The organism is Corynebacterium sp. MSK150 (assembly GCF_030229215.1).
In the GTDB taxonomy this organism is placed as follows: domain Bacteria; phylum Actinomycetota; class Actinomycetes; order Mycobacteriales; family Mycobacteriaceae; genus Corynebacterium.
Genome location: NZ_JASPHM010000003.1, coordinates 196,572 through 214,259 on the forward strand (window position 1 = coordinate 196,572; position 17,688 = coordinate 214,259).

20 protein-coding genes and 1 rRNA gene are annotated in these 17,688 nt (G+C 57.9%); 1 reads left to right on the forward strand and 20 read right to left on the reverse strand.

Features of this window, described 5'->3' with window-relative positions; genetic code table 11:
* Positions 1 to 80: 80 nt before the first annotated feature.
* Genes der through scpB form a run of 4 tightly spaced genes read right to left on the reverse strand, consistent with a single transcriptional unit; the run spans position 81 to position 3,870 of the window.
* Positions 81 to 1,661, reverse strand: a complete 1,581-nt coding sequence (gene der / locus QP941_RS03290; protein WP_284867990.1) for a ribosome biogenesis GTPase Der — start codon at positions 1,659 to 1,661, stop codon at positions 81 to 83.
* Entirely contained in the window at positions 1,654 to 2,349 is a 696-nt protein-coding gene (gene cmk, locus QP941_RS03295; protein ID WP_284867991.1) for a (d)CMP kinase, read from the reverse strand. The genes der and cmk overlap by 8 nt, the downstream gene beginning before the upstream one ends.
* On the reverse strand, positions 2,349 to 3,260 hold the full coding sequence (locus QP941_RS03300; RefSeq protein ID WP_284867992.1) for a pseudouridine synthase: 912 nt from the start codon (positions 3,258 to 3,260) through the stop codon (positions 2,349 to 2,351). The genes cmk and QP941_RS03300 overlap by 1 nt, the downstream gene beginning before the upstream one ends.
* Positions 3,261 to 3,315: 55 nt before the next feature.
* Complete coding sequence (scpB, locus tag QP941_RS03305; protein ID WP_284766439.1) at positions 3,316 to 3,870, reverse strand: SMC-Scp complex subunit ScpB; 555 nt, start codon at positions 3,868 to 3,870, stop codon at positions 3,316 to 3,318.
* 88 nt (positions 3,871 to 3,958) lie between these two features.
* On the opposite strand from scpB, the gene QP941_RS03310 reads away from it, so the two are divergent.
* Positions 3,959 to 4,525, forward strand: coding sequence for a GNAT family N-acetyltransferase (locus QP941_RS03310; protein ID WP_284867994.1), 567 nt, complete (start codon positions 3,959 to 3,961; stop codon positions 4,523 to 4,525).
* On the opposite strand, the gene QP941_RS03315 is transcribed toward QP941_RS03310, so the two are convergent.
* The 16 genes from QP941_RS03315 to rrf form a co-directional block, all read right to left on the reverse strand.
* On the reverse strand, positions 4,522 to 5,319 hold the full coding sequence (locus tag QP941_RS03315; RefSeq protein WP_284867995.1) for a segregation and condensation protein A: 798 nt from the start codon (positions 5,317 to 5,319) through the stop codon (positions 4,522 to 4,524). The genes QP941_RS03310 and QP941_RS03315 overlap by 4 nt on opposite strands.
* Positions 5,320 to 5,325: 6 nt before the next feature.
* Positions 5,326 to 6,198 (reverse strand): ParA family protein, encoded by an 873-nt coding sequence (locus tag QP941_RS03320; RefSeq protein ID WP_284868007.1) that lies wholly within the window; start codon positions 6,196 to 6,198, stop codon positions 5,326 to 5,328.
* Between the two features lie 127 nt (positions 6,199 to 6,325).
* A complete protein-coding gene (locus QP941_RS03325; protein WP_239278861.1) occupies positions 6,326 to 7,333 on the reverse strand; it encodes a hypothetical protein in 1,008 nt (335 codons plus the stop codon).
* Between the two features lie 12 nt (positions 7,334 to 7,345).
* The gene (gene xerD / locus QP941_RS03330; RefSeq protein WP_284844901.1) at positions 7,346 to 8,236 is read right to left on the reverse strand and encodes a site-specific tyrosine recombinase XerD; all 891 of its coding nucleotides are present in this window, start codon (positions 8,234 to 8,236) and stop codon (positions 7,346 to 7,348) included.
* A complete protein-coding gene (locus QP941_RS03335) occupies positions 8,233 to 8,871 on the reverse strand; it encodes an NUDIX domain-containing protein (RefSeq protein ID WP_284844900.1) in 639 nt (212 codons plus the stop codon). Before QP941_RS03335 ends, xerD begins: the two co-directional genes overlap by 4 nt.
* 3 nt (positions 8,872 to 8,874) lie before the next feature.
* Entirely contained in the window at positions 8,875 to 9,777 is a 903-nt protein-coding gene (locus QP941_RS03340) for a copper transporter (RefSeq protein WP_284788709.1), read from the reverse strand.
* A 3-nt stretch (positions 9,778 to 9,780) separates the two neighbouring features.
* The gene (steA, locus tag QP941_RS03345; RefSeq protein WP_284844899.1) at positions 9,781 to 10,932 is read right to left on the reverse strand and encodes a putative cytokinetic ring protein SteA; all 1,152 of its coding nucleotides are present in this window, start codon (positions 10,930 to 10,932) and stop codon (positions 9,781 to 9,783) included.
* A gap of 19 nt (positions 10,933 to 10,951) precedes the next feature.
* Positions 10,952 to 12,622, reverse strand: a complete 1,671-nt coding sequence (recN, locus tag QP941_RS03350; protein WP_284867996.1) for a DNA repair protein RecN — start codon at positions 12,620 to 12,622, stop codon at positions 10,952 to 10,954.
* Positions 12,622 to 13,506: an NAD kinase gene (locus QP941_RS03355; protein WP_284766431.1), complete on the reverse strand. Its 885-nt coding sequence runs from the start codon at positions 13,504 to 13,506 to the stop codon at positions 12,622 to 12,624. Before QP941_RS03355 ends, recN begins: the two co-directional genes overlap by 1 nt.
* Positions 13,503 to 14,309 carry a TlyA family RNA methyltransferase gene (locus tag QP941_RS03360; RefSeq protein ID WP_239282549.1) on the reverse strand — a complete coding sequence of 269 codons (807 nt, stop codon included), beginning with the start codon at positions 14,307 to 14,309 and terminating at the stop codon, positions 13,503 to 13,505. The genes QP941_RS03355 and QP941_RS03360 overlap by 4 nt, the downstream gene beginning before the upstream one ends.
* Complete coding sequence (locus QP941_RS03365) at positions 14,309 to 14,470, reverse strand: hypothetical protein (RefSeq protein WP_005324658.1); 162 nt, start codon at positions 14,468 to 14,470, stop codon at positions 14,309 to 14,311. The genes QP941_RS03360 and QP941_RS03365 overlap by 1 nt, the downstream gene beginning before the upstream one ends.
* The gene (locus QP941_RS03370) at positions 14,461 to 15,444 is read right to left on the reverse strand and encodes an HAD-IIA family hydrolase (RefSeq protein WP_005329477.1); all 984 of its coding nucleotides are present in this window, start codon (positions 15,442 to 15,444) and stop codon (positions 14,461 to 14,463) included. The genes QP941_RS03365 and QP941_RS03370 overlap by 10 nt, the downstream gene beginning before the upstream one ends.
* Positions 15,444 to 16,253 carry a tetratricopeptide repeat protein gene (locus QP941_RS03375; protein WP_284766430.1) on the reverse strand — a complete coding sequence of 270 codons (810 nt, stop codon included), beginning with the start codon at positions 16,251 to 16,253 and terminating at the stop codon, positions 15,444 to 15,446. The genes QP941_RS03370 and QP941_RS03375 overlap by 1 nt, the downstream gene beginning before the upstream one ends.
* Before the next feature lie 79 nt (positions 16,254 to 16,332).
* Positions 16,333 to 16,692: a hypothetical protein gene (locus QP941_RS03380; protein ID WP_284867997.1), complete on the reverse strand. Its 360-nt coding sequence runs from the start codon at positions 16,690 to 16,692 to the stop codon at positions 16,333 to 16,335.
* Positions 16,693 to 16,694: 2 nt separating this feature from the next.
* Positions 16,695 to 17,144, reverse strand: coding sequence for a hypothetical protein (locus QP941_RS03385; protein ID WP_284867998.1), 450 nt, complete (start codon positions 17,142 to 17,144; stop codon positions 16,695 to 16,697).
* A 215-nt stretch (positions 17,145 to 17,359) separates the two neighbouring features.
* Positions 17,360 to 17,477 (reverse strand): 5S ribosomal RNA (gene rrf / locus QP941_RS03390).
* Positions 17,478 to 17,688: the final 211 nt, after the last annotated feature.

A 17,688-nucleotide genomic window follows, 5' to 3' on the forward strand; every position in this document is an offset into this window, starting at 1 on the left:
AGGCGAGCGAATTCTCACACCGCGTCCGGTGCAACAATCGCTCGCCTGAGTGCTATAATCCCAGCGTAACGGGCATACTGCTAGCGCTTCTTTCCGCGCCTCTCCCTGACGCGCACTGCGATGCGGATAGGCGTTCCGTGGAAGCCAAACCGCTCGCGGAACTTGCGCTCGAGGTAACGGCGATACGCCGCATCCAAGAAGCCCGTCGTAAACAAGACGATGGTCGGCGGCTGAGTCGAGGCCTGCGTGGCGAACAATACGCGTGGCAGGCGGTTATTCTTCATCGGCGGCGGGTTAGCCGCGATGGCCTCGCGCAGCCAGTTATTCAGCTGGCCCGTGGACACACGCTGATCCCAGCTTTCCAGTGCCTCAATCATGGCCGGCTCCAGCTTCTGCAGCGCGCGGCCCGTTTCCGCGGAGATATTCACACGCGTAACCCACGGCAAGTGGCTCAGCTGCTGATCAATCTCGCGGTCCAGGTAATAGCGGCGATCCTCATCCATGAGGTCCCACTTATTAAAGGCAATCACTAGGGCCTTGCCCGCCTCGAGCACCATATTGAGCACGCGCTGGTCTTGCTCGGAGATTTCCTCAGAGGCGTCGATAAGCATGATGCAGACCTCGGCAGCATCGATAACGCCGCGGGTACGCAAGGACGCATAGTACTCATGCCCCTGCGCGTTCTTCACCTTTTTGCGCAGGCCTGCGGTATCAATGAACTTCCACAGCTGCTCATCCAGCTGCACTAGAGAGTCCACCGGATCCACGGTGGTTCCCGCAACGTTGTCGACCACGGAGCGCTCCTCGCTGGTGAGCTTATTCAGCAGCGAGGACTTGCCGACGTTAGGTTTGCCCACCAATGCGACGCGGCGAGGTCCAGAGGTAATCGCGGTCTGCCGAGGTTCATCAGGGAAGACCCGCAGAATCTCATCGAGCACGTCCGCACCACCGCGGCCATGTTGGGCGGATACGGGCCACGGATCGCCCAAGCCCAAGGCATAAAATTCCGCCATATCCGCGTACTGATTATCGGAATCGAACTTATTCGATACCAAAATCACTGGCACAGGCGATTTCTGCAGGCGGCGGGCCATGACCTCATCCGTCTCCGTGATGCCCACCTTGGTGTCCACCACCATAACGATGACATCGGCGGTTTCCATCGCGACTTCTGCCTGGCGGGCAATCGCCGCATGGATACCCTTCACGTTGGGATCCCAGCCACCGGTGTCCTGCACCAAAAAGCGCTGGCCATTCCAGTCCGCAACATAGGAGATGCGGTCACGGGTAACGCCTGGGTGGTCCTCTACCACCGCTTCGCGGCGGCCAAGGAAACGGTTAACCAAGGAGGACTTACCTACATTTGGGCGCCCGACTACGGCCACCGTGCACAATGCTTCCTCGGTGTGATCATCGGATTCCACACCAAAGGCACGGGAGAGTTCTTCCCACTCCTCTTCGCTCAGAGGCTCTTCCGCGTGCGAATCGTCACCATAATCAGCCTCACAAAATTCCGAGTCATCGAAGTCATAGTCGAATTCCTCGGTATTGAAATCATCGGCGGCCCAACCAGGAGAGGCTTCTACCACCTCATCATCGAACTTACCGGCTGGGTAATGGAACTGAGTCTCCGACTCTTCCTGGGGATCGCGATTAGTCATTGACAGACTCCTTTACCACGTTAATTAGAGCTTGCAGAACATCCTCTGGGCTCATATTGGAGGTATCGACTAGGGTTGCGTCTTCCGCTGGGCGCAGTGGTGAGGTCTTGCGGGAAGAATCCGCAGCGTCCCGGCGCTGGACATCCGCAAGTACCGTCTCGTAATCCGAAGCGATGCCCGCCTTTTCATTCTGGGCTTGGCGGCGCTGCGCGCGGACCTCGGCAGAGGCAGTCATGAATGCCTTTGCGGGGGCGTCGGCAAGCACCACAGTGCCAATATCGCGTCCTTCTACAATCGCGCGGTGAGCCTCGCGGGCAAGCTTGCGCTGCAGCGCGACCAGATTCTCGCGCACCTCCGGAATGGCAGATACGGCGGACACGTTACGGGTGACTTCGTCTTCTCGAATAACGCGCGAGACGTCCTCACCGCCGAGGAGAACCTCGGTGGAGTCCGGGTCATCGGATACCCCTAAGGGCAGATTGGCCGTAGCCGCAATAACCGCGGCGGTGTCAGCAGGGTCGACGCCTTCACGCAGCACCGCAAGCGTTGCCACTCGGTACATCGCACCAGTGTCGACGTACTTTGCATTCAGTTGCTTGGCCAGCGCACGGCACGTGGTCGACTTTCCAGTTCCAGATGGGCCATCCACGGCGAGGATGAGACCCTCATTCGGCATATTAGAAATCATTACATCTCCACCGCCTTGTATAGGCTAGTCAGCTCGCTGGAATTAAGGGCACGCAGACCGCCAGGCTTCATATCACCCAGCTGAACCGTATGCAGCTTAGTACGCACCAGGCGCTGCACGGGGAAGCCCGCTTCCTTCAACATGCGGCGCACGATATGTTTACGGCCTTCGTGCAGCTCAAGACGCACCAGAGAATACCCCTGGTTGGTATCAACTACCTGTGCAAAGTCCGCCTTTGCCAGTCCGTCTTCCAGCTCGATACCTTCCTTGAGTTGGCGCACGAGCTTCCTATCGGCCTCGCCCAATACTGTCGCGAGGTAGGTCTTGGTCACTTCGTACTTAGGGTGCATTAAGCGGTTGGCCAGCTCGCCGTCGTTAGTGAGGATGAGCAGGCCTTCCGTATCGGCGTCGAGGCGGCCGACGTGAAAGAGTCGCTGGCCGGCTGCGACCTTTTCTGACACCACGTCGCCCACGCACGGGCGCCCCAAGTCATCAGACATGGTGGACTGCATTCCGCGCGGCTTATTGAGCACAAAGTAGTCGTGCTCCTCATTGACGTTGACGCGCACGCCGTCTACTCGGATGACGTCAACGGAGGGGTTTACCTTGACGCCTTGCTTGACGATGATCTTGCCGTTGACCTCAACTCGGCCGGCATCGATGAGGATTTCTGCGTGGCGGCGGGAAGCGACGCCCGCCTTGGCGAGCACCTTTTGGAGACGCTCTCCCTTGGGCTTGTCTTCATCGACCAGCCAATCGGCGCCCAATTCGCGGGCTACGGATTCTGCGGTAGCCTTCTGCTTTTTCTTTGACACATGCTGGTGACGGGCCGGCTTCGCATTCGAGACAATGATGTCACTGTCTCGCTGCTTCTTATCCGGTGTGCCGTCACGGCGAGCGGGAGGAGTCACGTACGTGTCCTTTTCTCTCGAAGATATGAAATTACCTGGGCAATCCTACCCCACGCTAGTACTCTTCGTCGATCGCCTCTACGTCAGGCAACAGCGGTGCCAAGTCTGGCAGGCGCTCCAAAGAATCGATCCCCAATAACTCGAGGAACAATTCTGTCGTCTCGTACCGGTGCGCGGCGCCCTCAAAATCATCCTGCGGCAACTCCCGGACCAATCCGCGCAGGTTAAGGGTACGCATAACACCATCAACGTTGACACCGCGAACCGCCGCCACCTGCTGGCGAGTAACAGGCTGGCGATAAGCCACTACCGCCAAAGTCTCCAGAGCAGCGCGGGAGAGCTTGGTTTGGGCACCATCCAAGAGAAATTCTTCTACCGCACCGGCATTCTCGGTGCGCGTATAAAAGCGCCACCCCTCTTGGGTCTCGCGCAGGTCAATACCGGAACCGCGACTATCCAACTCGCGCTGAATAGAACGCAAGCAATCACTAACGACGTCCGTTTCCGCCCCCAGCGCACGCGCCAATGACTCCACAGAGGCTGGAGAGTCGAGCACGAGCAATATGGACTCAAGACGGGAACGCAACTGCGAGATGAGGGGAAGATCCATAGCGCCCGAGTTTACTGGAGAAGAAAAAGTCGCTGAAAATTCTTCAAATCACTTTTATTCCTGACTGTGACTCGTATAACATATTGTCATGGAAACTATCACTCGCACTGACAGACTCATCCTCATCCCGCTGTCCGCCGCTAATACCGAAGAGACCCACAAGGTCTACAGCGACGGACGTATCTGGAACCACCGTCCCAATGGGCGCTTTGCTGACATCCGCACCACGCGTGCACTCGCACAAGCATCCTCCGAGTCGTGGGACGCCCACCACTTCGGGCCTTGGGCCGCGTATATGCGCCACAACCCTTCGGAATTCGTCGGCGTCGGTGGTGCCATCTTCGTCGACGAGGCAAACTTCTGGGACATCAAATACCGCCTGCGCCCCGCCCATTGGGGTGCCGGTTTTGCCACAGAGATCACCACGGAAGCAGTTAAATGCATCCGCCAAGTGGACCCTGACTCACCGATCACGGCCCGCGTAACAACAAATCACCCGGCGGCCATCCGGGTCATCGAAAAGCAAGGGCTCCAACAAGTATGGGAAGGACGCCGCATAGGCACCGAGGACCACCCCGAGGAACCAGACGTACGCGTCTACTCCGACCGCGAGCTGTCCCCCGAGACACTGGAATTCATCCAGCAGCGCCCTTAGTCCCAGTTCGCTGCGGCGACTACCGCTGGGTCAACATCCAAGCCCGTCCACGAGAGGTCCAGCTGACCCAGCGCTTCTTCTTGTTGAGCATCAACCGCCTTGGCTTTGTACAACTCCAACAGGGCCAAGAAACGCCCCACTATCTGCATAGAAACCGTACAGTCGCGGGTTAGCGCACCAAAGCTGGTCCATTGACCCGCGCCGAGTAGCTTGAGTATTTCCAAGATCTTGCCGGCCTGCTCTGGTACTGATACTGCTACGGCGTGCACGTGACCGGTTGCCACCTCCTCCGGTGGTTTGGGACGGAACACGCCCGCAGCCAACTCGGCAAAGCTGGCCGGCGTATGGCCGAGCGAAACTGGAGGCAAAAGTTCAGCAAACGTCTCCTCGATGGAAACCGCGCGCGGATAGCTGCGCTGCGCCTCGCGCTGCCACACGGCGAATTGGTCCGCTGCTTGCTTATAAGCCTTGTACTGCAACAGACGGGCAAAAAGGAGGTCGCGCGACTCCAGCAGTTCTAAGTCTTCAATATCGTCGACGTCACCGCGCGGCAGTAGCCGTGCCGCCTTCAAATCCAAGAGCGTAGCTGCCACTAGCAAAAAATCAGTGGTCTCATCCAGATCAGCGGACTCTCCCAGCTGGCGTGTATACGCCACGAATTCGTCCGTCACTTCTGACAGCGCAACGTCAGTCACGTCCATCTTCTTGGACTGAATGAGCTGCAATAGCAGGTCAAATGGGCCTTCAAAATTCCGCAGTGCAATGCGAAAGCCCGTAATCTCCGGCTGGGTCACGATACCTTAAACGGTCGAGCGCTCGATGACCTCTTTGGCCAGGTTCCGGTACTGCTGCGTGGCCGGGGAGCTTGGTGCCCAGGTAGTAATCGGCTCGCCGGCTACCGAAGTCTCTGGGAATCGAACGGTCCGGGTAATGACGGTGTCAAAGACCTTATCGCCAAAGTAATCCACCACTCGGGACATAACTTCCCGGGCGTGCTTGGTCCGGCGGTCAAACATGGTCACTAGGATTCCCATGACCTCGAGGTCAAAGTTAATGCGATCAGAAACCTTTTCCACGGTATCGGTCAACAGCGCCAAACCGCGCAGGGAGAAGAACTCGCACTCCATAGGGATGATCACACCCTGTGAGCAAGCAAGAGCATTGACGGTAAGCAAGCCCAAGGAAGGCTGGCAATCAATAATGATGAAATCATAATCGCGGCGCACCGGACGCAGAGCCCGGGCAAGGGTGTGCTCGCGACCTACTTCATTGACCATCTGAATTTCTGCGGCGGAAAGGTCGATATTTGCCGGCACCAGATCCAAGCCCGATACCCCGGTGTGCTGGATAGCGGAATGAATAGAAGTGTGACTATCGAGCATCACGTCATAAATGGTGTCCTCGATATCATCATGCGTGAGACCAAGGCCTGCTGACAGCGCTCCCTGGGGGTCAAGGTCAACCAAGAGGACTTTACGGCCATACTCCGCCAAGCAGGCACCTATATTGATGGTAGAGGTGGTTTTGCCGACGCCACCCTTTTGGTTACACATCGAAATAATGGTGGCCGGCCCATGCTTCTCCAAGGGTGCGGGTTCCGGTAGCTCACGGATAGGACGACCGGTCAGCCCCACCTCTACGTCAGAGGCAGAAAAGAGACCCTCTTCGCTCACAGTCACACCTGCTTCCTTGACGCCAAGTTCCGGACCATGACACTTGGCTTAGGGTTGATTACAACGTTGTCATTAAAGCGTACCCGCTACAGCCCAAAAGTACCGAGACTTAGTGTATATCAAGTGTTTAGCGTTGACTAGAACGGCGTTTGAGGATTGCCACTAGAGCTATGAGTGCGATGAGCACCGCTGCGGCTACCCCTCCTATAATCCACCCTAGATATGAGCCGCCGTCTTCTTCTTTGGGTTCCTTTTGCTGGCGCTCATCGAGGTTTTCCGCGGCGGATTGATAGTTAGGGTCCTGTAGGGTGACGATGAGTGCGGCCCCAGAACCGTCATTGCGAAGCAACTGCATGATAAAGGGATTATCAGGCGCCTCGCCCTCCGGATAGGTCAAGGTGAGGGTTCGAGAAGAGGCGTCCACGTCGCGTTTTACGCCTTGGATGATATTGCCTTCGCCGTCAAGGTAGCGCAGCGTGACGTCGTTTTCTTGCGTGTCCTTGAACTGCTGGTAAAGGTCATAGGCCTGCTTGAGGCCCATCTTCGCGGTAATAGTATTGCCTTCAATTGTGGATTCAAGGTTGACGTATTCCGCGCCTTCCAGGTTGGCTTCCCCGGCAGGCTTGCGCTCCGGCTTTTCACCTGGAACAACCGGCAAGTTGCTATTTTCTTTCGACGGCGCAGGCTTGTCATCTCCGCCCTCGGCATCTTTTCCGGCTGGAGCATTGTCACCCCCAGCCGGCTTATTCGAGCCCGGATCCGGCGCTGGAGCTGGGGCCGGTCCGCCTTCCGCGCCATCAATTTCTTCCTGAATGTCCTCCTGTGCAACCGACCCATCGGCTACTAGCGTCAGGGTCGCATTCATACCTTGGGCAGAAACAGGAACCGAGACTTGGCCGCCTTCAGCTGGGGCGGTGATGGTAGCGGAGGTACCAGAGGCAGATACATTCCACCCGTCGCCGGAGTAGCTAGCTTCGGCCGGCACGGGCAAGCTTACAGTCGTGGTCTGACCGGCAGGAACCGAAATGGGAGCAGCAATAGCAGCTTCTACTTCCGGCGGCAGCTGCGCGTGTGCCACCGCTGGGAAAAGCAATGCGGAAGATAGCACCGCACCAGCTATACGAGTTGAAAACATAGTGGTCCTTTCTTAAGCACGAGGATGAGCAGTGCGCCAAACCTCGCGCAAGGAATCGGCAGTGACGTGAGTATATATTTGCGTTGTCGTCACCGAGGAATGTCCCAGCAATTCTTGCACGGTGCGCACATCAGCGCCGCCTTCAAGCAGGTGCGTCGCAAAAGAATGCCGCAAGGTGTGCGGAGAAATGGACTTCCCCAATTGCGCCCGCTGCGCTGCCGTCTTCAACACAGTCCATGCACTTTGTCGCGATAAAGCCCCACCGCGGGTATTGAGAAACAGCGCCGGCGTCTTACCTTTGCTCAGCGCCGGTCGCGCCCGCACCAGGTAGGCATCGAGAGCCTGGCGAGCATGCGAGCCCACTGGCACAACCCGCTCTTTGTCTCCCTTGCCCCGCAGGCGTATTACCTCCTGCGCGGAGGAAACGTCATCAACGGTAAGGGAGATAATTTCTGAGATGCGCGCGCCGGTGCCATAGAGCATCTCCAGCAGGGCACGGTCGCGCACATCTACTGGGGTCTCAGTAGGGGTCGCTTCAATGAGGGCGGTGACCTCGTCAACCGATAATGTCTCAGGCAAATGCTGCCCAGTTGACGGAGGGGTTACCTCAACCGCGACATCGACGTCCACTACGCCTTCTGACACGGCAAATTTATGCAGTCCGCGAGCAACGATGAGCGCTCGGTTGGCTGAGGACACCGCCATGTGTGAGCGCAGGTCTTTGAGATAAGCCTCCACCATCGGTCGTGTCACCAACCGCAGATCATCTACCCCGTTATCCCTCAGCCAGGAGAGGTAGCGGCGGACATCGCGGCGATAGTTGCTCAACGTATTGGCAGAAACGCCGCGCTCGACTGCTAGGTGATTAAGCCACGTCTGCGCTATGTTTTCGAGCGCACTCACAGCTGCTTTAGGTCCGCGCCCGTGCGGCGGGAGCTCATTGAGGTCGGTCGAAGGTCGAACGGCTCCTCCACGCTGCGGGTCTGCTTGCCGCCGCGCAGCACAGCGTAGGCGGCCAAGATACCACTGCAGGCGATGGAATTGACGATGTCGCCGCGCAGCACTTTGTCGACGGCCTCATCGAGTCCCACCCAGGCGACTTCCATATCGGCCTCTTCGTCACCGGTAGCCTCCATCCGGGGGACCTCGGAAAGCTCCGAGGCAAGGAATACGCGAACCGCCTCCTCGCAGAAACCCGGCGAAGTCACAAGGTCCGTCAGCACGGACCACGTCTGCGCGCTCAGACCGGCCTCCTCCTGCAGTTCACGCTGGGCGCCGGTCAGCTCATCCTCACCGCGAACGTCGAGCAATCCCGCTGGCAGTTCCCACAGGCGCTTTCCCACGCTGTGGCGGTACTGATACACCATCGCAATACGCTCGTCTGAGTCCACTGCCACGACGGCCACAGCACCTAGGTGCTCGACTACTTCCCGGGAGGCAGATACGCCACCGGGCATCAGTACCTCGTCGCGGCGCAGGGCAATAATGGGGGCGTCGACAAGCAGCTGCGAATCAAGCACCTTGAAATCATGCGCCATGGGCTATTCCTTTCCCGGCAAGGCGGAGTCAGCAGTTTCGGTGGCGCCATAGTCACCCTGGCCACCATCAAGTTGTTCCTGGGTGGCCAGAATGACCGCAATGCGCTCCACTGCCCGTTCTGTGCTATCGACCGTAGACAGCTCCGCGTCCTGATCACGCACTTGGGCTAGCGCCTTATCATCCTGGGTCTGCTTGGTGCGCCCGCTCAACACCACGGACCCATTGACCTCATCCAACCCGGTGGCAAATTCTGCCAGCGCGGTTGACGGGTAACCTCGCAGGCCATTTCCAGAGACCACGATGATGGCCTGGGCAGGCACGATGGTGCCGTCCTCGTAATCAATAAAGCCCTCGTCGCGCAGCTTATGGAGCACGTCTGCACGCTCGTCTACCGAGGCCAAAGGTTTCGTGCTCTCAGGATCCATAGACAGCGCAGTACCCAGGACCTCACCGCTGAGGGCTCCTGCAGAATCCAAGTCCTTGATATCTGCCTTCTTGGGCGCAATATCTTTCAAGATGGGAAGCAGCTTGTCCTTAGTTTCGGGGCGCAAGAAGTCCTTGGTCAGCTTAATCTCGCCGGCCTCCGTGGCATCGGAAGACTCCAAGAGCTTCCGAATCGCGTCCACGTCTCCGCCATTGGCGTCATCGGTGGTCACGATGAGTACTGGGCGCTGCGACAATGTCCCGTCAACCATTTCCGCACCAGAATCGGCCACGATCTTGTCGCTAGCCTCATTCTGGGTCTGCAGAATCTTATTGTCTTGGACCACCTTGCGGTGCTCCTCGCGGATTGGGTCGTCGTCTGCCATGCTGGTGGTCAGGTTTGGCGCAATCACCAGGGCGCCCAAGGCTACGCCTACCGCGGCGCCGAAGCCCAAGCCTGCTACAAGCTCAGTCTTTGCCATGCCTTATGCGCCCCCAAAGAGGCTAGACCAGGTTTCGCTAAGGTTGCTAGCAAAGTCTTGGCTGCCGCCAAAACCGACGATGAGGATGACCGCCGCAATGGCAACGAGGATTCCCAGTACTGCCCACAGCCAGCCGAGGTTGGAGGAAGGCGCACTGTAGAGATTGATCACCGCATCAGCGTCAACCACCTTGGTACCGGCCTTGAGGCGGGACAGCACGGCCGAGGGGTTGGTGCGGTCAGCAAAGATATCATCGAGGTCTACCCCACCGCCGGCCTGCACGATGAGATCCGCGCCGTGGTAATCAGCAAAGAGTAGGCCCAGGTCGGTACCTGAGTGTGTTGCTGCGGGGAAGGTCATCGCGCCGATGCCGAGGTCCTGGATGCGGTCGAGGCCTTCTACCTCCCCTTCCGGGTCCGCAGGAACGATTACGCGGGCACCGCAACGCAGAGCTTCATCACTCACGCCATTGGGATCCCCAATAATGAAATCTGGCTTATATCCTTGGGCCAGTAAGGAATCTGCCGCCGATCCCACTGCAATCAGCAGCGGCTCATACTCGCGGATAAAGTTGCGCAGCTGCTTGAGCTGTTCGCGGTGCCTATCGGTAGGCGAAAAGAGGACAACCTTGCGGCCGGCGATTTCGGAGCCGGAGGCGGGGACGCCGAGGCCGTCGATAAGCAGTGGGCCTTCCGAGTTAATAAAATCGATGGAATTGCCAAAGAAGGATTCCATGTGGTCGATCAGCGCGCCCTGCGCCGCAGTGAAGTTCTTTTCTGCTCGCTCGCGGGTTACCACGCGGCCGGTGCCGAGCGCTTTATCGCCGCTAAAGACCGTGCCGTCTTCCCCGATGCGCGCCTTTTTGCCCTCTTTGAACTCGGAAACAAAGGACTGCCCCACGCTTTCAAGGAGGGTAATGTCGGCGTCAAGCAGCATGTGCGGGCCATAATTTGGGACAGTGCCGGTAGAAAATTCCGCCACGTTAATGACGGCGGAGGGCTTAAGGTCTACAAGAGTTTGAGCCTCGTGGCGAGAGATATTGGCCGCATCAATTACGGCGACATCGCCTTCACTAAACTTTTTCATCCCCTTAGCGCCTGGAGTGCAGTCGCGCAGCGCACCAGGCTGCTCGGGGTTACGGGAAAACAGAGCCATGGACCCTATTGTGGCGTGATTATGGTTTCGAGTGGGCGAGGCGCGCGGAAGCTTCTTCCTGTGCGCGGTCAAAAAGCTCCTGCGCGTGCGCGCGGCCGGTCTCGGTATCGTCCAACCCCGCCAGCATGCGGGCCAGCTCCTCCACGCGTTCCTCCTGTGATAGCTCGGCCACGCCAGAGGTAAATTTCTCCTTCGATACATGCAGGTGCGCATCCGCGTACGCTGCGACCTGTGGCAGGTGCGTTACCACAATCACTTGGTTATGCACCGCCAAGCGCGCCAGGCGGCGGCCGATCTCTACCGCTGCGCGCCCGCCCACGCCGGCATCGACCTCATCGAAGACCAAGGTGGCGCCGTCCTCGTCTGCCAGCACGACCTCCAAGGCCAGCATGACACGGGAGAGTTCGCCGCCCGAGGCAGCAGAGGCGATCGGCTTACCATTCAACTGCAGCTCGGCCGCGTCTGCACCGGACTTAGAATACTTCGCCTGCGTAAGCTCGACCGTCAAGGTCGAATTTGGCATGGCCAAGCCGTGGAGCTCCTGCGTTACCTGCTCGCCCAGGGCCTTCGCCGCTTTCCGACGCCCCCTTGTCAGCTCCCCTGCCCGCTCAATCATCACCGATTCAGCGTCTTTGACCTGCTTTTTCAGCTCCTCCAGGGCTTCAGTAGAGGTATCCATAGACTCGAGCTTTGCCGCAGCCTCATTGCGCCAGGCCACGACGCCATCAATATCCCCTGCGTACTTCCTAGTCAACGTGCGCAATTCCTGCTGCCGCTGGAGGGACTTTTCCAATAGGTGTGGATCCGCCGGCAGCCCCGCCAGATATCCACCGAGCTCGCCGGAGATATCGCCCAGTTGCGACGAGATCTCGCTGAGCCATTCGCCCAAGGCCGCCAGTTCCTTATCGGTGGAACCCGCCAATGCCGAGACCGCCCGGCCCAGCAAGGCCGAGGCAGCCTCCTCCAGCTCCTCGGTGCCGTCGATGGCAGCCAGCGCAACTTCCGCGGACTCTCGCAGCCCATCGACGTCTTGCAGCTTGCGAACCAACTGCACCAGTTCTTCATCCTCGCCGGGTTCTGGGGCAATGCCATCGATCTCATCGACGGCGAATTGCAGACGGTCAACTTCCTGCGCCAGCTCGCGGCGCTGCTCCGTGCGCCGCTTATAGTCCTTCGCTAGGCTGCGCCACTTTTTAAAGGCCTCGGTATAGCGCTCCCGCACACGGGCCAACTTCGGATCCGCACGATCAACCGCACCCAGTTGTTCCTCGGGCGCGAGCAAACGCAGCTGATCATTTTGCCCATGCACTGTAATGAGCTCGCGCGCGAACTCGCCCAAGGTTGCAGCCGGTACCGCCCGGCCGCCTAAATAGGCCCGCGATCTTCCCGCGGCAGAGACTGTGCGTGAAACGATATACTCGCCATTTTCGTCGGGCTCTCCGCCTACCGACTCCACCAGCTCACGGATCGAGTCCTTTGCAGAGGAAAAATGTCCCTCCACTGCAGCCTTTTTCGCGCCATCGCGCACCCGGGAGGCGTCCGCGCGACCACCGGCTAAGAGCCTTAAACCAGTAACCACCATGGTCTTACCCGCACCGGTTTCACCGGTAAGCACGGTAAGGCCCGCGGATAGTTCCGCGGAGCTCTGGCTAATAACGCCCAGATCATTGATGGAAATATCGACGAGCACTATTTCTCCTTCGGCCCGCGCCACCCTTCCACGGGCAGGCGCAGCTTCGAGACTAAACGGTCAGTAAAAGGTTGGTCATCCAAGCGTACCCACCGCACCGGACGCTCGCCTCGCACTACTTCCACTCGTGCCCCTGGTGGCATCGCAAATTCGCGGAAGCCATCTAATATCACGGTGGCTGGAGTCGTGCGCATCGTCGATTCGACGGCCACTAAAGAATTGGGCGATACAACCAATGGCTTGGTAAACAGCGCATGCGCATTATTAGGTACCACCAAAATTGCATCTAGGGAGGGCCACAACACCGGACCGCCTGCGGAAAATGCATAGGCGGTGGATCCGGTAGGCGTGGAAATAAGCACGCCATCGCAGCCGAAGGACGACACCGGCCGGCGGTCAACTTCCAAGATTGCATCCAGGACGCCGGAGCGGTTTTGGTTTTCTACCGAAGCCTCGTTCAAAGCCCAGCTGCGGCTAAGAAGGGTTCCCTCCTCATCAAAGATGGACACATCAATGGTGAGGCGGTCTTCAATGCGGTAGCGCTTTTCAATGACCCGCACCAAGGCCTGGTCGAGGGATTCAACCTCCCACTCGGCCAGAAATCCCACGTGGCCTAGGTTGATGCCCAGCACTGGAATATCTACGGCTCGCGCCATGTCGGCGGCACGGAGGAAGGTTCCATCGCCGCCTAAAACCAATACCAATTCGCACCCTGCGGCCGCATCTTCAGTGTGAGGTACATGCTTTAATCCCGGCAGTACCTTTTCGTCCGCGCACACTCGAACAGTAATGCCCGCATCTTGCAAAAGCTCCGCTGCACGCGACGTCGCCTCCAGGTTCTGCTGGCGGTTGGCATGAGGTACCAACAGGATCTCACGTGTCATTGCGGGCCTTCCTCGACTGCGCGGTCAATCATTTCTTCCACTTTAGCCAGATCTGTGGGCTGACCGTCCTTCTTCAGCCACAGGAAGTACTCCACATTGCCGCTTGGCCCAGGCAGCGGTGATGCAACAGCCCCATGCATACTAAGCCCCAGCGACAACGCAAATTCAGCGACTTCCTTGGTTACTTCTTTGCGTAACTCCGGAGAACGAACCACGCCACCGCTTCCGAGGCGCTCCTTGCCCACTTCAAATTGGGGCTTAACCATAGGCAACAACCAAGCACCGTCTTTCAGACAATCCACAATGGCCGGCAATACCAAGCGGAGGGAAATGAAGGACAAGTCGCCTACCATGCCGTCGCAGGGGCCGTCGGTAAGCTCCAGCGTCAAATTCCGGATATTGGTGCGGTCCAAAACGGTTACGCGATCATCGTTTTGCAGGCGCCAGAGCAGCTGCCCATAGCCCACGTCGACAGACAGCACTTCCTGCGCACCGTGTTCTAAGCACACGTCCGTAAAGCCACCGGTAGAAGCGCCGGCATCGAGGATACGGCCGTTCATGTCGACGTCAAACGCCGCCAAGGCGCCCAAAAGCTTGTGAGCGCCACGTGAAGCCCACTTATCTTCTTCGGCTTCCTCTACCTTGATGGAAACCTCGGGCTCTACAATCGACGCCGGCTTCTGCGCCTTGAAGCCACCAACTGTGACACGGCCGGACTTAATCATCTCCCGCGCCTGCTCACGTGACCGCGCAATCTTTCGGCGCACCAGCTCCGCATCTAACCTACGACGTTGTGGGGGCATCAATTCTCCTGCAATGCATCGCGCAACACATTGTGAGCGCGATCAAGCTGATCTACTTCAGCGGCCAAATCCGCTGCGTCTTCTCCAAGGATCTCTGCTACTTCCGCATCGATCTCTGCTGGCTCCTTGACTGCTCGAAAGTCGTGCGGCTTTACCGCCATTGCGCAACAACCTTTTCCGCACGCTCGCTACGCGGCTGAATATAGCGCGGCGGCGACGGCATGGCCCATGCAACTTCCAACACGGTGCGCAATGCCTGCACGGAGGTAGACTTTTCGTCTCCGCCCTCGAGCAGAAGGTCATGGCCATCGCACCGCGCCGTAAATCCACCCTGTGCTCCGGGACGAGCGACGGAGACAGGAAGGGCCAACTCGTGCATTCCTGCGCCAATAAAGTTAGGGCGTGCCTCCACAGGAGCCTCAATCAGCTCCAACTCACCAGAAACGCCGGTGAGCACATGGAAGGTATCCATTGCAGCAGAGTTACCACCTGCAATATCAGTATCCAGGCGGTCGCCCACAGCAAGTGGCTTTTTCGCGCCGATTTGCTTTGCCGCAAAAGTAAACATGGCCGGCTCAGGCTTGCCAGCAGATACCGGCTCTACCCCGGTGGCTGACTGGATGGCGGCAACCAGAGAACCATTACCCACAGCAAGGCCTCTCTCAATTGGCAGAGAGGTATCGAGATTCGAAGCAAAGAACTTGGCTCCCTGGCGAATGGCCAAGGCACCTTCAGTCAAGTGTTCCCAGCCAACCGAGCGATCAAAGCCTTGCACTACAGCAGCAGGCTTGTCATCGGCGCTGGAGACTACCTTGAAGCCCATCTCTCGGGCCAAGTCACGGAGGGAATCGGCACCGATGATAAGGAGCTTCGCCCCAGCTGGGACCTCTTCTGCTGCTAGTTGGAGAACCGCTTGCGCAGAGGTAACGATCTGTTCTGTACCCGCAGTGAGCCCGATGTCCGCGAGCATCTTCGCCACTGCCTGCGGGCTGCGCGAAGCATTGTTGGTCACATACACTGCCGGCACTCCGCAGGTGTTGATGACGTCCACTACGTTTGAGAGTGGACGGCCGCCTTCCCACACGGTGCCATCGAGATCAAGGAGAAGAGCATCGTGCTTGCTGAGGACCGTCACTACTTGCACTCCTCTAGGCGCTCGGCAGCATCAGTCCAGTCGCCTTCATCAATAGAAACTGCGTGCTCAAACCAGTCCCGAGCCTCGTCCTTCCGACCTGCTTCAAGCAGAGCATTACCGTAGGCATAAGCGAGACGGCATGCGCTTACCCCGCGGGCATCGCGGTCAGGATGTGCGCGCTGAATGGTGACAACCGCGGACTCAGCTTGACCCATGTCTAGACGGGCGCCGGCCAAAACAATTGCCAGCTCAATCGTGGACTCTTCATCAAGTTCTGATGCTTCCTCCGCACGGCCTAGCTCGAGCGCCTTTTCCGGGCGGCCCAAACCGCGCTCGCAATCAGCCATGACTGCAAGCATCCCGGGGCCACCGGAAATGCGGCGCGCGGCACGCAGCTCAGCGAGTGCTTCCTTCCACTCGCCGGCGCGATACGCAGCGATTCCGTTGACTTCACGGGCGATAGCAACTCGGCCTGCACGATCCTTGGCAGCGCGTGCGTGGCGCAGGGCCAGCTTAGGATCATCCTCCATCCAGGTCGCAGCCATGATCATATGCTTAGCGACGGCCTCGGAATTCTCCTTCGATAGCGACTTCAGGTCCTGCAGCACCATCGGGTCCAGGTCGTTGACATCTACCTCTGCCGGGATGTCTGGGTCACTCATGCGACGGTTAATGCGTTCCTCACGGTAACCGGAGCGCTGCGGCGAAAAAGACTTCTTCTTCCGGGAATCGCCCTTAAAATCACGGCCCTTGTTATTGCGTGGCTTGCGGTCACGTCCGCCGCGCCCATTGTGATTGCGCTCCGACATTCAGCCCTACCCTTTCTTGGTTGGAACTAGCACAGGAATACCGGCCCTATTCTACAACCCGCGAACGAAAAGCCGGAATTTAGATCCTGACGGGCTGCCGCAGCGTTAGCCAAACGAAATTCATCAGATTAACCCAGACGCACACCGTGACGAAACGGATGCTACCACCAGGAACAAGCAGCGCGCCTAGAATACCGTAGACAACAAATAGCAGGCCCCACAGCGCTTGACGACGCACCTCCTTCCTCACTGCAGCCCAACCGAGAAGAATCACTGCGAGCAGAATCAAGACCGCGCCAGTCGCAGCGTCCCACCAGCCCTCACTGTCACCTTCACACGAAATAGACAAAAGCAAAGCGCCCGGCAACGCGGTGCCGATACCGAATAAGACCCTCGACCCAGAAACATCGAGCGGTCTTTCAGAAGAGAAGTCAGCCACCGCTAAATCTCCTTAAGCCGTTGCGAGAAATAATCACGGTTAAACTCTTGGTTCTCAGCGAATTCCCTGAGCACGCCTGGCCAAGTCGGATACGCATCAATAAGGTTTTCTGCGACGTTCAATAGTGGTGAGAATGCAATCTCACCCCATCTAACGCCTATGCCTACCCGTTCAGAGTATGCTGTGCTGCTCAATGGGCCTAGAGCCCACTGGCTACCGGAAGAAGCATTCATCCATGTACCGCTGATGGCCAGTATTCGGGAAACCTTGTCTTCGTAGCTGTGCTTGGAGTTTAAGACGTCTAGCACCGCGTCGAAGGGAAATTCTTTGGAACCCTGGGTAACTTGTTCTTCCTGCACCGGCGATAGCTCCGCGAGCATCGCGGGAATCGCAATCGCGTGAAACTCTTCCAGGCGTTTTCCAAATTGCCGATGATAGCCATCGAACCACATGAGCTTCCTCCCAAACTAATGAGTGGATAAGTGTAGCGAAGATGCAATGAAAAAGTTTTCTCTTCAGAACATCCTTCGGAATAGCCCTCAAGCTGGCTTCACAGACAATCGCGGTAAAACGACGAATGAAGCCGTAGAAAGTTCCGGCACTTTATAGTGTGCCTTGTCTTCTACGGCCTCATTGTTTCTGTATTTTGTTGTGTTTTGTTGTTTGGTGTCGGCGGTGACTTACTCTCCCACAACCTCCCGGTTGCAGTACCATCAGCGTGTGCAGGCTTAGCTTCCGGGTTCGGAATGGGACCGGGCGTTTCCCTGCAGCTATTGACCACCGACAAACATTCGAAGCATTAGTACAAACCCCTTTTTGGGTGCCCACTTTGTGTGGGTGTTGTGTCAGATACTGCATAGTGGACGCGGTCACGACAGTGACTGTTTCTTTCTCTTTACTCTTTTGTTAAGTCACACGTAGTGTGTTGGTGTTTGTTGTGGTCAATTAGTACCAGTAGCCTTCACACCTTACAGTGCTTCCAGGTCTGGCCTATCT

Excerpts from the sequence above, each read along its gene's own strand:
- der (WP_284867990.1), bottom strand. The coding sequence starts at position 1,661 with ATGACTAATCGCGATCCCCAGGAAGAGTCGGAGACTCAGTTCCATTAC.
- cmk (WP_284867991.1), bottom strand. The coding sequence starts at position 2,349 with ATGATTTCTAATATGCCGAATGAGGGTCTCATCCTCGCCGTGGATGGC.
- scpB (WP_284766439.1), bottom strand. The coding sequence starts at position 3,870 with ATGGATCTTCCCCTCATCTCGCAGTTGCGTTCCCGTCTTGAGTCCATA.
- QP941_RS03310 (WP_284867994.1), top strand. The coding sequence starts at position 3,959 with ATGGAAACTATCACTCGCACTGACAGACTCATCCTCATCCCGCTGTCC.
- QP941_RS03325 (WP_239278861.1), bottom strand. The coding sequence starts at position 7,333 with ATGTTTTCAACTCGTATAGCTGGTGCGGTGCTATCTTCCGCATTGCTT.
- QP941_RS03335 (WP_284844900.1), bottom strand. The coding sequence starts at position 8,871 with ATGGCGCATGATTTCAAGGTGCTTGATTCGCAGCTGCTTGTCGACGCC.
- QP941_RS03340 (WP_284788709.1), bottom strand. The coding sequence starts at position 9,777 with ATGGCAAAGACTGAGCTTGTAGCAGGCTTGGGCTTCGGCGCCGCGGTA.
- steA (WP_284844899.1), bottom strand. The coding sequence starts at position 10,932 with ATGGCTCTGTTTTCCCGTAACCCCGAGCAGCCTGGTGCGCTGCGCGAC.
- QP941_RS03355 (WP_284766431.1), bottom strand. The coding sequence starts at position 13,506 with ATGACACGTGAGATCCTGTTGGTACCTCATGCCAACCGCCAGCAGAAC.
- QP941_RS03360 (WP_239282549.1), bottom strand. The coding sequence starts at position 14,309 with ATGCCCCCACAACGTCGTAGGTTAGATGCGGAGCTGGTGCGCCGAAAG.
- QP941_RS03365 (WP_005324658.1), bottom strand. The coding sequence starts at position 14,470 with ATGGCGGTAAAGCCGCACGACTTTCGAGCAGTCAAGGAGCCAGCAGAG.
- QP941_RS03375 (WP_284766430.1), bottom strand. The coding sequence starts at position 16,253 with ATGTCGGAGCGCAATCACAATGGGCGCGGCGGACGTGACCGCAAGCCA.
- QP941_RS03385 (WP_284867998.1), bottom strand. The coding sequence starts at position 17,144 with ATGTGGTTCGATGGCTATCATCGGCAATTTGGAAAACGCCTGGAAGAG.